Consider the following 14,480-nt stretch of genomic DNA (forward strand, 5'->3'; position numbering starts at 1 on the left):
AAAAAGCCGACATATGCAATGTCGGCTTTTTGTTGTTTAATCCCCCTCCCCGAATGAAGAAAGATATCAGAGACTCTTTTACTTAAAAATAAGTCACTGTCTTCACTCGTTGAGAGCGGTTTTGTTGCTGATACAGCGCCCAAACCTGCTCAAAATCCAGTTCAAGTTCAGTAACGTAATGCTCTCCAGCCGGATAACTCTTCACAACCCTAGCGCCGCGAATGACACCTGATACTGAAGTTTGAATATTATCTCCAGCCATTACCCAGTCACGCACCTGACTGTTAGCGGTGAGCTGCTGACCATAAACCTGTTCAGCCAATTCTCGATATGCTGCTATTTTTGATGCCTGCATAGCCATTAGCACCCGCTGTGCGGGCTCCGCTGCGGGTTGAATATCTAGCGTTGCATACCCAATTGCGGTAATTTTAGGAAAACTCGTCGGCGCTTCAGTTTCATATTGCACATACCTATCTTGCGCAGAGCATCCACTTAGCAACAAGGTAACTAACAAGATTATCGCCTTCATCTACTGCTCTCCAATCACTGATACGGTTTGCTCAGCGAGGTTGCTATTGCGGTATAGCAGACCGCCTTCTGAAACAACTTTCTGAGAAGGTCGAATATAATCAGCCATCTCTTTTGCATTAACAAAGCCTTGGGCTGCTGATACCACACGATTATTGGTCACATTAACAATTCGACTCGTTAACGCCATGCCACTATTAGATAAGCTCATTGTTGACACAACTACATGTTCGACTGGCAAATCCGCTGGTAACTGTTGCCAATCTCGACTCAAAATAAACTCGCCAGAGGGGAGCACTTTAAGCGCTTCACTAACGTTTACATCAACTAGATTAAATTGATTATCGTGTAGCGCTGCGATCAACCCCTGCTGAAACTGCAATCCAAATGCATTGGTGGTTTGCAAATCATTAACCAATACTGGTGTAGTTACAATTAACGGCTGGTCAGAGCGTAAACCGTCATTTTGGCGCACTAATGCATTAACCATCTGCATTGATACTTGGTTTATTGCCGCTGTATGAGGTAGACCATAGCCGTCACTACTTGCTTTAGGGAGCTCAGTGGTTGTTTCACAACCTAAAGTAAATAATAACGGTAAAAGAATAATAAATTTATACATTGTTAAAGCCCTATATGGCGTTAATACGCCTACGACTAATTCGTGCACCTTATGATGCGAACTAATACTGTTAAGACTTTATCGGCGTAAAATAGGATAACTTTATTGTTATCATTAAACTCCATTACTGAAATCCTCCGACTAAGGCTAACAAAGCAAAAAGCACTTATTAAACAATTAATTCGCTTTATCACTCACTATAGAGTCTATTATTCACAACTAAAAAGAGTCAGATTGAAAGAAATTAATTGCGACTTAAAACTGCAGAAAAATCAGCCAAGCAAGGATCCTTGATTTAAGTCTATCAACCTAAGTTGCAATAGAGTCCGCGTGTTCAATCCAGGGCATGACTTGGACTTTATACAACAAACACATAACGACGGGCATATAACTTGCTTAGTACTCTTTAGTTATGCATAAGCGCCAGTTAAACGTCGTTTAAGCCCTCTTTAGAAACTGTATCTAGTGATAAAACCGGAAAAGGTAAGATGAAAGTAGCACCATATTCAATACTGGCACTTATATGCCTAACATCATCATTAATGACACAGCCTGTTTCAGCTAAGTGGGTCACAGCGAGCGGACAAGCCAAAATAACTGGCAATAATGTTGCCCAAGCTAGAGAAGATGCTATTAATCAAGCGGTAACTTATGCCACATTAAAATCCGGAGCAAGCTTTAGTAGTCAGCAAACCTTGAGTAATGGCCAACTCATTGATGATTCATTCACTATGTCACAGCAAGCACATAGTCAAAATGTTGAACTCATTAATGAGCAAATCACCGACAACGTACTTAGTGTAAATGTCCGCATCGATATACTTGAGCCAATGGAACAAGCTTGTCCAACCACAGGACTTAAAGCGGCAATTTTAATCCCTCAGGCATTGATAAAAGATCGCACACAACTCCGCTACGGTAATATCGGTTTATTCGAGCAGAACTTATCAGAGCGTTTAGCTAACATCATACAGCAGCGCTCAAATAGTAGCTTCCCACATATTCATGCCAATGAGCGCTTAGATATCGACCAAGCATTGGTTGACGTTCGCGGTTACCGCTTGCCGACTTGGTTGGGTGAAATAACCGACAGCCAATATATTTTATTGCCAGAAATTATCGATATTTCAACCGAACCGTTTACCAGCACATTAGGCCTTTGGGATAATGACCCCATGCGTAACTTTCATATTCGCGTGTCACTGTTTCACGCTATTAGCGGCGAAAAAGTCTGGAGTCAACAATATACCCAAGCAGCTGAGTGGGAGTTTAAACGCCAGCGTACCGTCAACTCAAATAGTGCCACCTTTTGGGGCTCAGAATATGGCGAAGCAATTGACAAAGTGCTAAGCCAAGTTAGTATTGATATCGATGACAACCTAAACTGCCGACCTCTGCTAGGCCAAATTGTTTCTCGTCAGGGTGACAGGATCATTATCAATCTAGGCAGAGAGCACGGCATCCGTGTTGGCGATAAACTGCAGTTAGTCTTACAGCAAAATCTACCCGACCGCTTAGATAACATGCGAGCAGTTGCTAGTAAAAGCAAAGCGACAATTACTATCGACCAAGTAACACAAGAAAGCTCGACAGCGGTGTTAACAGGAATCGCAGCATCGCTCAACGTGCAGTTAAACGATTTAGCAATAAAGCTATAATGACTTAGAGACTTAGAGACTTAGAGACTTAGAGACTTAGAGACTTAGAGACTTAGAGACTTAGAGACTAGCAAGTAAAACCAGCAATCTTGTCTTGAAAAGTCAAAAGAAGTTCGCTTTGAAGAAGAGTCGTTTCAATATGGCTAGTCTAATAACAATAGACGCAATAAATGGCGAGTGCCCCTCGCCATTCACAATTTAAATTGAAATAGCGAACATTAATTAAGCAACTAAATTAATTAGCTTTTCATCCCCTCTTCTCATTAGGGAGAAAACCAGTATAATCAGCTCAGTCTCCCTATAGCTCAACAGGATAGAGCAGTCGCCTCCTAAGCGATCGATCGGGGTTCGAGTCCCTGTGGGGAGACCATATACATGCCTTTTGGGTGATGTTACTTCTGCTATATCATCTTCATTGTTTACTTTTAGCCTCGCTCACAACCTAGCGATCATATTTGTAACTCTATTTTTGTTTTTACTCTCATTTACGCTCAAAGTTCTCTATTCAAGTTCAGCAGCTAACCGTTAACTGATACCATGCTAATAATGCGTTAATTGCGCTGTTATAGCTGACGACATTTCAGGAAACCATTAAATGACAGAATTGTTTACGAGTAATTTAGCGCTTATTAGTCAACGCTGGCCTGCTGTAGCCTCAAAACTGACACTTGCAAACTTTGACCATTTTGATGCCAATCTTGTCACCGGACAAAACCAAACCATCTCGGTAAATGGGATCCAGTTAAGCAGTCGCCATAATCGCCTTGCAGAAGCGCAACTCTTTATTGAACAACTACCTAAAAACTGTGTTGATGTGACAGTTTATGGCATGGGAATGGGTGATGTTATTTCACTCTTGTGTGATGACTCAACGGTTAATGACTCATTTCAAGCCCCTCTCAGATCAGAACTACAAACCATTACGGTCTGCCCTCTTAACTATTCGCTGTTTGCATTATTACTTTGTTATACCGACCAAAGCGAATGGCTTAATGATCCTAGAGTCTATATTGAAAGTGAATTAACGCAGAATGTGACTAATGGGCAATATATTTCCATCACACCAGATCTATTATTGATTGACGATTGTAATGCCGTCTTACGAGACCTGCTGGTTTACGAGAACAATCGTGCTTATGCCAATCAGCGCTCACAAGACAATGAATCGATATTTAAACAAAGGCTCGCGGCGAATCGGCATCTGCTGAGTAAAGATGCCGATGCAGCAAAGCTAAAGGACCACTATAGCAAGCCGAAAGCCTATGTGATTGGCACAGGCCCTTCGTTAGAACAGCACTATCAATTTTTAGCAACTGAAAGGCTTAAACCGTTAGGGCAACGCCGGCTATTCATTGCTGTTGACACCGCATTAACGCCGCTTATCAGCCATGGCGTTGTACCTGATATTGTGGTGAGTATTGAACAAAATATTACTCGGGAGCATTTCCCGAAGACATTAGCTGACGATATCAACTTGGTTTATTTCCCAACCGTACCGACAGATGTAATTGAGTGGTGGCCTGGACCTAAATATAACGCCTATTCGCAACATACAAAATATGATGCAATCAATGAGCAAATTACTAAGCTAAGACTGTTTTCTAATGGTAGCGTTCTTCATCCTGCTATCGATTTGGCTGTTCATCTTCAAGCATCTGACATCACCCTTTTTGGTAGCGACTTTTGTTACCCGAATAACAAAACCCATGCTCACTGGCCGGACGGGGCTTTAGGGCTCAAAGCTGCACATGCTAAACACTGGGTGTTTAATGGTATAGGTGAAAAAGTGGCGACTGAACTGAGTTTTAGAGGCTATTTAAGAAGTCTAGAGCACTATATTCGCACAAAGCCTCATGTTGCTTTTTATCAATCCAGCTTATCTAGCGCGCGTATTGACGGTGCTAGCTTTAAAGAGTGTAAATAATGACCCAAATGGTAAATGATTCTCTAATTCAGCAACTGATAAGCACAGCTCATCAATTAAGATTAGGTCATGAGGCGCAAGGCTCATTACAACTGACTGAATGCATAGATAAGTTAATTGAGCTTCAAGCTTCTTTAACTAATAATCAGCAAATCATGCCCATATTAAGCAGTATGCTTGCCGCGCAAGAAAAGCATGACTGGTTAGGATTAGCGGATGCCTTAGAGTATGAATTACCCTTATTGCTTTCATAAGAGCTATTAAAGTGAAAAGTACTTGCGTAATGGAGGCTTAAATGAAATTGGTATGCCAAAGCGAGTTAGTCTGAAAGTCGTTTACTATCAAGCCATAACCACATCTATGCTATGGCTTGATTACAAACACGCTAATACTTATAACTCTGCTCCCTAGTGCAGTGATACTGGCAGTTTTAATTGTAGTGAGTTTAAGCTTGAGTAGATGATTTTTCTAATAAAAACCAGGTTAAATCGTCTTGCGGAAATAGCCTGTCTCTATGATAACTGAATCCATAATCAACTAGCTTAAGATCGGCATACTTATCTAACATTTCACCGGCAAAATCTCTCTTAAATAACTTACCACTATGACCACGGTAAGGCACTTCAACCGGTGATGGGTTGTAATATTCTACAATACAGATGTAGCGTGCACTCGCATTGTATAAGGCGCTATATACCTCAGCTAACGCCTCTGGATTAATGTGGATAAGCACACCTTTAATGAAGGTCATTTCATATTGGCGCTCGGGCGCAAATGTGAGTAATGAATCATGTATTACAGTTAACTCAGGGATCTGCTTTAGCTGCTCAACAGCGGTGGCATTAATCTCAATCGCTGACAGATCGCTATTAGGTAGCAATTGCTTAAAGGCCTGAATATTCATGCCTATATTGGCACCAAATTCGATAAGTGAGTCGATCTTTTCTGTGCGGCTAAAAATACGCGTAAAGAGGGCTAAGTTACTCGCTAACAGCTCCGCGCCTTGATTACGTTTAATGTATTCGTTACCAAATTCGCCCGCCCAAAAGCTTTCTTGCTCTGTCTTATATGCCATGCTCAACTTACCTATTGTATTTATCATCACTCGTAAATCGTTTCACGAGCTGCTAAAGGTTTATCAACCCACATCACTTACTTAGGACATGCTCCATTTTCAATGCTGTCCCCGCCGTTAAATCTTGGTTAAAGTGTGTGCCTATAACGGCCTCTAAATGCTTAGGCGCTAGACCAAAACCTGGACGTATACTTTTTACATTCTCCATTGTTACCCGCTCACCCGCTTTAACAGACTTCACCACATACAGTGATCGCCTAAACTTTATATTCGCTTGTTCAGCAGCGCTTCGGGCATAATTGACCTTGCCTAACGCTGACCAAGCTAACCTACTGTCGCGGCAAAGTTGCTCGAGTTCAGTTGGCTCTAATGAAAAACTATCATCAGGACCACCACCGGTTCTGTCGAGTGTGACGTGTTTTTCAATAATACTGGCGCCTAAGCTTGTGGCCGCAATCGCGGTGATATTACTTAGGGTATGATCTGACAGCCCTGTTACTAGATTAAATCGATTTTTCATATCGACCAAGGTGGCAAGATTATAGTCTTCTGCCGCTGCAGGGTAAGCGCTAACACAATGCAATATCGCCAGCTCTTTACAACCTGCACTGCGCGCGGCATCAATAGCCTCTGCAATTTCTTCTGCATTGGCCATGCCTGTTGATATGATAAGTGGCTTACCTGTTGCTGCAGCATACTTAATTAACGACAGGTCAACGGCTTCAAACGAAGCTATCTTATAAGCCGGCGCGTTAAGATCTTCTAATAAATCAACAGCAGTTGAATCGAATGGTGAGCTAAATAGGGTAATGCCTAATTGGCGCGCATAATCAAATAAAGGTTTATGCCAATCCCATGGCGTGTGCGCCCACTCATACAGCTGGTATAAGCTTTGCCCGTGCCAAAGGCCACCTTCAATTTGAAAATCGCTATGATCGCAATCTAAGGTAATGGTATCTGGTCGATAGGTTTGCATTTTTACCGCATCAGCCCCAGCCTTTTTAGCGGCGGCAATAATGTCGAAAGCGGTTTGAATATTGCCGTTATGGTTGGCAGATAATTCAGCAATAATATAAGGCGTATGCCCTTCACCAATCACTCTGCCATCAATTGAAATTATGTTACTCATTGGCTTCCTTCGCAGGGTATTGTATCCATTGTTCTTCGCTTAGCTGTACGTATCCAGAGTGAGCAAACAGCGTTTGAGACGCATGATTGCCAGCCAACACGATCGCGTGAATCGTTATCAATTTAAACGCTTGCCTAATCAGCAAAAGTGCAGATTTTGCAATACCTTGACGGTAACAATCAGGTGCCGTCACGATTGAGATCAAGTAATGGTTTGACTCAGATAGAGGGTCTAAACGCACCATACCAACATCAATACTATTACGGCGCAACACCAACAGGTAACTGTCAGCTTGTGTAATTTTATTGGCAAACCAAGCGCTGTGCTCCTGCCATGTTGGAACCGCACTATTTAACGCATAGCGCCGCGTTGCAGGACTTTGCTGCCAGTCATATAGACATTGGCAATCATTGTGGCTCGCACGCTTTAAATAAATCGAGTGACCCAGTGCATCTTCAGCGCTAAATAAACTCAATGCGACTCGACTTGCGCCTAAGCCGTCAACAAGCTCACTCGCTGCATTAGCCATCTGCAGGTAATCGGCATCGCACCTTGCTAAAGCAGCATCGATTGCTGCAGTGGTTAATAACGACGGCTCACCGAGTGAAATGGCTATGCCCTGAGCATCGAGGCGTTTTGCTATGGTGCGCTGATTATCGGCTAAAGTGATATTTAATGCAGGTAAAGATAACGCGCAGCGCTCCCATGCGCTTGAGCCTGCAGCCCCAATGGCAACGTCCGCTTGGCTTATAAAGCGCGCCATGTCATTAACGGCAACAAATAACCGGCATTGTAATCTCGCTTCACCGATTACCTTTTGAAGGTTTTCGGCATGGGGATTATTAGGCCCAATAATGACATTGACTCGTGTGCTATCGGCAAGAATGCTGGTATCCAACAGCCTAAGAACTGTCGCCGTTATATTATCAATATCTGTGCCGCCCAGACTAAGTAATATCGTTTTAACCCCTTGATATTGCAATCTGTTGTTTTTCGCTTGTTCAGCGTACTCGCTAAACTCATCTCTTAGTAAGCAAAAGTCCGTTCCCAGTAGCTGCTCGGCAGGTAAATGAGCATCTATAACATAATCACTGGCTTGGCGTTCAAAGGTCTGGTCAATTAATCGATCGCAGTCATAAGCGCGATCAACAAGATCGTCAATGACCATTAGCCGGTATCTCTTACCAGATTCAGCTGCCACCGCTTTATGCCAATGAATATCTAGACTGTAATGATCAACAACCAACCAGTCAGCACTCGCTTGATCCAATATTTGCTTTGTTAGCAAGGCATCTTGTTGCCATGTACGCCCAAGTATGGGCGAGCGAAGTTGCTGCTCGGCAATAACTGCTAAAGAGTGCAACACATAGCCTTTTTGTGTGATCAATTGATGTAAATTACCAGCAACTTCACCAGCAATAAACTCAACCTCACAACCAAATCTGGTTAGTTGCTCTGCTAACGTTAGGCAGCGGTATACATGGCCGCAACCGATAGTCAGCGAAGCATCGGTTCTAATGATGACTTTCAACTCATCGACCTTTGCTGATAGAAGCTAAATAAAGCTTCAGCTAACAGCCAATCTTCTGGGGTATCAATATCAACTACGCAGCCCTTTGGCAAAACTAAGCCACTGGCTTTTTCACTATATATTGGCTTAGAGGCAAGGTAAGCAGCGACGGTTCCCCAATAAAACTGCCCGGTGTCATAATATGCAGCGCTTAAATCTTGGCTACGGGTATTAAGGTGTTCTGGTGCAAACATCGCCACATTAGCATTGTCATCTAGGCGGATTGCTCTTTGAATTGGCGCTGGGAATTCACAGACTGGAAACAGATAATCAGCTTGCCTTTGTTGCATTTGCTGCAAACCTTGTTTTAGCTGCTTGGCGGTGACAAAAGGTGCGGTCGCATAGATACAACAACAGTGTTGGTATTGCACACCGTCAAGCGCTAACACATTAAGAGCATGCTCAATTACCATTAAGGTTGTCGCATAATCATCAGCAATGTCAGCTGGACGCTTAAAAGGCACTTCAGCGCCATATTGTCTTGCAACCTCGGCGATTTCGCTGTCATCGGTAGAGACAATCACTCGATCAAAGCAACCACTTTGCAGCGCCGCTTCGATAGAATAAGCAATAATCGGTTTACCGTTAAAATGCTTAATATTTTTGCGAGGAATACGTTTGCTACCGCCCCTTGCAGGAATAATCGCCACATTCATGACAACAGCCCTGTTAACGTATCAATAATATAAGCTTGCTCTTGTTCTGTTAAATCGGGAAATAGCGGTAAAGTAAGGCAGTGCTGATAAAAATATTCCGCCTCTGGGAAGTCATGCTCAGCAAACCCCTTGTTTAAATAGTATGGCTGTAAATGCACTGGAAAATAGTGAACATGAACAAAGATGTTAGCCGCTCGCATCGCATCAAAAACCACTTTGCGATCTAGACTCTCCGGCAATAGCACAATCATCAAGTGATAAGCACTATAACTATTTTCAAGGGGGACAACACTGGTTACATTAAGCTTTGTAAGCTCTGCTACATAGGTCATGACCAGCTTGTTTCTTTGCTCAACAAAGCTATCCAAACGTTTGATCTGGCTGTTGCCTAACGCGGCTTGCAGCTCGGTCATGCGATAGTTAAACCCTAACTCATGTTGCTCGTAGTACCAATCGCCTTCATCAGGTCTTAACAATTTTTCTGCTGTTTTCGTAATACCATGACTACGAAGCAAAGCCATGGACTCAGCTAGGGCAGGATCATTGGTGGTTGCAACGCCGCCCTCGGCGGTAGTAATAATTTTTACCGGATGGAAACTAAAAATAGTAATGTCGCTATATTCGCAAGCGCCAATTTTGCTCCCTAAGTAACTACCACCAACACCATGTGAAGCATCTTCAATCACCCTAACGCCATAATCTTGTGCCAATTGCCATATCGCCCGCATATCGCAGCTGTGACCCGCCATATGCACAGGGATCAAAACCTTAGGCAGACAGTTTTGGGCTTTAGCTTGTTTGAGTTTGCACTCAAGTGCCTTGGGACACATATTACCTGTATGACGGTCCACATCGACAAAATCGATTTCACCGCAGCAGTAAAGTGCACAATTAGCTGAGGCAACAAATGTGATAGGACTGGTCCAAACATAATCGCCGGCTCCAACACCTAAAGCCAGACACGCCAAATGCAACACAGAGGTCGCGCTGTTTGCTGCTACCGCATATTGCGCAGTCGTCATTTGACAGATATTACGCTCAAATAAAGGGACTTGTGGCCCTTGGGTCAGACAATCTGATTGCAGCACAGCAGTTACAGCGGCAATGTCTTCAGCAGAGATATTTTGGCGCCCATAAGGGATCATTAGTCTTTACCTTCATCAAGCAACTTAATTTGCTCTACTGATAAAAAGTCAGGGTTGTTGCCTGAGTGATATTCAAAGCCCATTTCAACCGCTTTTCCCTGCTCATTAAGCAAGTTTTTAGAGTAATCCATGTCTTTGCCAAAAAAGATAATGCTTGGCGTGATAACAAAATGGTCATCGAACTCAATGGTGTGATGTGAGTCGTCACCTGGACACATAATTTCGTGCAGCTTTTCTCCTGGTCTTATGCCGATAATTTCATGTTTTAAGCCGGGTCCACAGGCTTCTGCAATATCAGTGACTCTTACCGATGGGATCTTAGGCACAAAAATCTCACCACCTTGCATTCTGGCAAAATTCTTTAATACAAAATCAACACCGTCTTGCAACGATAGCCAGAAGCGAGTCATCTCAGGATGAGTAATAGGCAATGAAGTGGTACCTTCATTAATCAGCCCTTTAAAGTAAGGAACGACTGAGCCACGCGAACCAACAACATTGCCATATCTAACAGCAGAAAAGCGTGTTACGCCCTCACCCACCATATTGTTGGCCGCGACGAACAATTTGTCTGAAGCGAGTTTAGTCGCACCGTATAAATTGATTGGGTTGGCCGCTTTATCTGTTGATAACGCAATCACACGTTTAACATTGTTGGCGATAGCCGCTTTAATCACATTTTCAGCACCATAAATGTTGGTCTTAATACATTCCATAGGATTGTACTCGGCTGCAGGCACCTGTTTGATGGCTGCAGCATGAATAACATAATCCACATCTTTGAATGCTTGCATCATCCGATCGCCATCACGGACATCACCGAGGAAGTAACGCATGCAAGGTGCATTAAACACTTGTTGCATTTCATACTGCTTTAGCTCATCACGAGATAAGATAATTAATCGCTTTGGTTTATAACGCTCTAGTATCGTTTTGGTATATTTTTGGCCAAACGACCCGGTGCCACCAGTAATAAGGATCGATTTATTATCAAACATGTTATCTCCAATTTATCACTACAGTGCTCTGTATGAACAATTATAAAGCCAGACTACGTCTCAAAATTTACTGAGCAAAATGCATACCAAAAAAAGTAATAATCAAAATTAACCTAAAAGCAGATATTGATTACGGCTTAGATTTGCTCAACCTTGCCAATAAAAAACGCTGTTCTATTTGGATAATTAAAATAAAAGCAGACATTTAGCGCGGTATTTTATCAATAAACTGACTATATAGAAATATTCGCTCAGCATCGACACTATTGGCTAGCGCCTTGGTTGTCTGAGCAAAAAAACATCACACCTAACCGACAATGACTCTCGAGTGGCTGAATTTTGACGCTCAATGTACAGGCTCATTTTCCCGTGAGCCTTGCCTAATATAGCGTTAGAAAAAAATCAATAAGCTAAGCTTCAACGAGTTCAAATGTGCTGCCGATGTGCCGGTTCTTGCTTATCACTATTTAAAAGCTCTCGGCTTGCGCTTACACTCCGGTGCAATGCGTCCAGAATTGGAAGAACTAGCCAGTAATGGCGTAAATTTTGCTTATCTTATTTTTCACCAGAATTGCAGAAAAACTAACTATAAAACGGCAATTCCCTGACGTAACAGGCAAACACAGCAAGCAATCTAATAACGACTAAATAAGGCTTAAATTGGCAATGAACGTATCTGAATCTGTAATTACCAATCAATTCGCAATTAGCAATTTTGGCGAATATTACCTACCTAGCGTAAATCGAAATACGTTCGAAAAGATTGACTCTAAGACAGCTTTTAAAAAACGATTTAAAGAGGCAATTTTTCAAGAAGATAGCTTACACATTATTGTCGGCATAGATTCAGGCTTGCTTGCCAATTATATCCTTGAACACCCAATACCAACGGGCAGTAAATATATATTCGTCGAACTGAATCCAGTATTAGCCTTGCTCAATGTCGAAATCGATGTTGATAAACAAAAGCAGATGCAGATCTTAACCTTCGATGCGTTTCAAGCTGAAATAGAATCAGGTGATAATGATTTATATCTGATCAAAGAGCAGTATATGATCCATCACTCTTTTGCATCGACACTCGGCATCATTGAAGAATACAGCACACTAATCAATTTAGTCGACAAGCAACTGTCATTTAGAGCCGTTGAACGAAAGTCCCATTTTGAGCAAAAGACCTTCTTAATTCAGCAATTAAAAAACCTTGCTGATAATCAGTATCCTGCAGCTATCCTTAACGGAAGATTTGCAGGGAAAACCTGCATTGTAATTGGCGGAGGCCCTTCTCTGGATGAGCATTTCGATTGGATTGTAGATAACTACCACCAGCTGTTTGTGATTACGGTTTCAAGAATGGCTTCAAGGTTATCTCATGCGGGGATCCCAGCACATATTATCGTATCTGTTGACCCACAAGACTTTAGTTTCGAGGTCAATCGAGACATGATGGCGCTCACCCACGAAAGTCTTTTCGTCAACTCGCACCATGTTAATCACCGACTAATATCTCAATGGTTAGGTAAGTCACTCTATTTAGGTAGCAAGTTACCCTGGACAGATGAAGATGCCGACAATATTCCAACCGTAGGGCCAACGGTCACCAACAGCGCGGTTAGAATTGCTATAGAGTTAGGCTTTAGCGATATTTTGCTCACTGGCGCAGACTTTTGCTATTCGAGTAGCGGCGTGTCTCATGCCAATGGTGCCGTCGAAGCTAATGCAGGTTCAAACAATAGCCGTATTGGTGAATGGGTTGAAACCTATGCCGGCAATATTGCTGAAACCATTGTACAGCTTATCTATGCTGGCCAAGCTCTCACAGAAGACGCGCTAGCCTATCCACAGGCAAATATTATTAATCTCTCTGAAAATGCAGCAAAGCTTGACGGCGTAACACATCAGAAAGTTGAGTCTATTAAGCTGAAAACAGCCAATATTTCACCTGAAGCACTATTAGACCTAGTGCCTGATTATGCTGCTGAGAAATCGGAGCACCTTAATAAGATGATCGCAGAGGTTAAGCAGGCAATCCAAGACTTAGAACAAATAAAAGCACTGGCAAGCCAAGCCATTGAGCTTAATGCTCAAGCTCGTGATATTGAGTTCCAGTCTAAGAAAAATCAAATCATCGTCAGTAAAATCGACAAGATTGAAAGCCAACTCCAAAATAAATACAGCGCATTATCTCAAGTGATTAAGTTCTATGGATATTATGAATTCTCTAAATTCTTGACCACTCAGGAGTCTGAGACTTGGTCTATAGAACACATGCAAAATATGACGCTTCGCTACTACGAAGCCTTCAATACCTTGGCAATAGAATTACTTGGATCTCTTAATCAAACCATAGAGAACTTGACGATTAGGCAGCTAGAACTTGCTGAGACTGCGCCAATAACCAAACTGGTTAATCATTGGCGCCAGAGCGAACAACCAGGCCGAGTCCACAATGTCTGCCAACTGAGAAAAGCACTCAATTTAACACTAGATTCGGATGATGCTCGCCTGCAGCAAATCGCACTTGAATATCAAGATCAACTAACCTCAATGGAGCACCCATATTTCAGCCTTAAAAAAGCCAATATGTCACTGCACAACACCTTTGCAAAAATTATCGACTTATATAAAAGCAAGAATAAAACGGGATTAAAGCAACTGATTAACAGCATTGAAGCAATGATTGCAGCTGACGCGTTAGCACAACGGCTCTATTATCTAGCCCAAAGCTACCTTGCAATCCTTAGCGATGACAATCTAACCGCTTTATCTTGCTTACAAAAAATCGAACCAGATAACCAAACTGAAGTAGAGAAAAAACAAATATTAGTGTTGGCACTTAAACTTCATGATATTAATTTAGCTGAACAAACGTTAGAACAGATAATTAATTACAGCGATGAATACTTGCCGCAATATGCTCATATACTCACATTACAAGGTAAAAACCAGCAAGCACTCAATATCTATTTAGACTTTCTAGATAAGTACCCAACTGATATCAGTGTTCTATTAAAACTAGGTATTTTCCTTGCTGAAATGGGGCAAATAGACGGAGCTCGCTCAAGCTTTAATCAGGTACTAGCAATTGATCCTGATAATCTCACAGCCCCAAACTACCTCCAGCAACTGCAAGCTTAAGCAACTCAAAACTACATCTAAGCGGCGCTAAGTAAAA

At 42.3% G+C, this 14,480-nt stretch carries 12 protein-coding genes and 1 tRNA gene; 5 read left to right on the forward strand and 8 right to left on the reverse strand.

Going from position 1 to position 14,480, the window contains the following annotated elements; genetic code table 11:
• Window positions 1–82 precede the first annotated feature (82 nt).
• The gene (locus tag L2747_RS04570) at window positions 83–529 is read right to left on the reverse strand and encodes an LPP20 family lipoprotein (RefSeq protein WP_248997913.1); all 447 of its coding nucleotides are present in this window, start codon (window positions 527–529) and stop codon (window positions 83–85) included.
• Window positions 530–1,150: a FlgO family outer membrane protein gene (locus L2747_RS04575; RefSeq protein WP_248997914.1), complete on the reverse strand. Its 621-nt coding sequence runs from the start codon at window positions 1,148–1,150 to the stop codon at window positions 530–532. It lies immediately after the preceding gene.
• Window positions 1,151–1,638: 488 nt separating this feature from the next.
• Here L2747_RS04575 and L2747_RS04580 point away from each other — a divergent pair, with 488 nt between their 5' ends.
• From L2747_RS04580 to L2747_RS04595, 4 genes are all read left to right on the forward strand, one after another.
• Window positions 1,639–2,808: a flagellar assembly protein FlgT gene (locus L2747_RS04580; RefSeq protein WP_248997915.1), complete on the forward strand. Its 1,170-nt coding sequence runs from the start codon at window positions 1,639–1,641 to the stop codon at window positions 2,806–2,808.
• Between the two features lie 294 nt (window positions 2,809–3,102).
• Window positions 3,103–3,178, forward strand: a tRNA-Arg gene (locus tag L2747_RS04585).
• Window positions 3,179–3,403: 225 nt separating this feature from the next.
• Window positions 3,404–4,732 (forward strand): motility associated factor glycosyltransferase family protein, encoded by a 1,329-nt coding sequence (locus L2747_RS04590; RefSeq protein ID WP_248997916.1) that lies wholly within the window; start codon window positions 3,404–3,406, stop codon window positions 4,730–4,732.
• Window positions 4,732–4,986 (forward strand): hypothetical protein, encoded by a 255-nt coding sequence (locus L2747_RS04595; RefSeq protein WP_248997917.1) that lies wholly within the window; start codon window positions 4,732–4,734, stop codon window positions 4,984–4,986. Before L2747_RS04590 ends, L2747_RS04595 begins: the two co-directional genes overlap by 1 nt.
• Before the next feature lie 191 nt (window positions 4,987–5,177).
• On the opposite strand, the gene L2747_RS04600 is transcribed toward L2747_RS04595, so the two are convergent.
• The 6 genes from L2747_RS04600 to pseB form a co-directional block, all read right to left on the reverse strand.
• Window positions 5,178–5,807 carry a pseudaminic acid biosynthesis-associated methylase gene (locus tag L2747_RS04600; protein ID WP_248997918.1) on the reverse strand — a complete coding sequence of 210 codons (630 nt, stop codon included), beginning with the start codon at window positions 5,805–5,807 and terminating at the stop codon, window positions 5,178–5,180.
• Between the two features lie 73 nt (window positions 5,808–5,880).
• Entirely contained in the window at window positions 5,881–6,936 is a 1,056-nt protein-coding gene (gene pseI, locus L2747_RS04605; protein ID WP_248997919.1) for a pseudaminic acid synthase, read from the reverse strand.
• Entirely contained in the window at window positions 6,929–8,467 is a 1,539-nt protein-coding gene (pseG, locus tag L2747_RS04610) for a UDP-2,4-diacetamido-2,4,6-trideoxy-beta-L-altropyranose hydrolase (RefSeq protein WP_248997920.1), read from the reverse strand. The genes pseI and pseG overlap by 8 nt, the downstream gene beginning before the upstream one ends.
• Window positions 8,464–9,162, reverse strand: a complete 699-nt coding sequence (gene pseF / locus L2747_RS04615) for a pseudaminic acid cytidylyltransferase (protein WP_248997921.1) — start codon at window positions 9,160–9,162, stop codon at window positions 8,464–8,466. Before pseF ends, pseG begins: the two co-directional genes overlap by 4 nt.
• Window positions 9,159–10,307, reverse strand: coding sequence for a UDP-4-amino-4,6-dideoxy-N-acetyl-beta-L-altrosamine transaminase (pseC, locus tag L2747_RS04620; RefSeq protein ID WP_248997922.1), 1,149 nt, complete (start codon window positions 10,305–10,307; stop codon window positions 9,159–9,161). The genes pseF and pseC overlap by 4 nt, the downstream gene beginning before the upstream one ends.
• Complete coding sequence (pseB, locus tag L2747_RS04625) at window positions 10,307–11,305, reverse strand: UDP-N-acetylglucosamine 4,6-dehydratase (inverting) (RefSeq protein ID WP_248997923.1); 999 nt, start codon at window positions 11,303–11,305, stop codon at window positions 10,307–10,309. The genes pseC and pseB overlap by 1 nt, the downstream gene beginning before the upstream one ends.
• 666 nt (window positions 11,306–11,971) lie before the next feature.
• Between pseB and L2747_RS04630 the strand changes: the two genes are divergently transcribed.
• Window positions 11,972–14,443 (forward strand): 6-hydroxymethylpterin diphosphokinase MptE-like protein, encoded by a 2,472-nt coding sequence (locus tag L2747_RS04630; protein WP_248997924.1) that lies wholly within the window; start codon window positions 11,972–11,974, stop codon window positions 14,441–14,443.
• Window positions 14,444–14,480 lie beyond the last annotated feature (37 nt).

Source organism: Shewanella marinintestina, from assembly GCF_023283845.1.
In the GTDB taxonomy this organism is placed as follows: domain Bacteria; phylum Pseudomonadota; class Gammaproteobacteria; order Enterobacterales; family Shewanellaceae; genus Shewanella; species Shewanella marinintestina.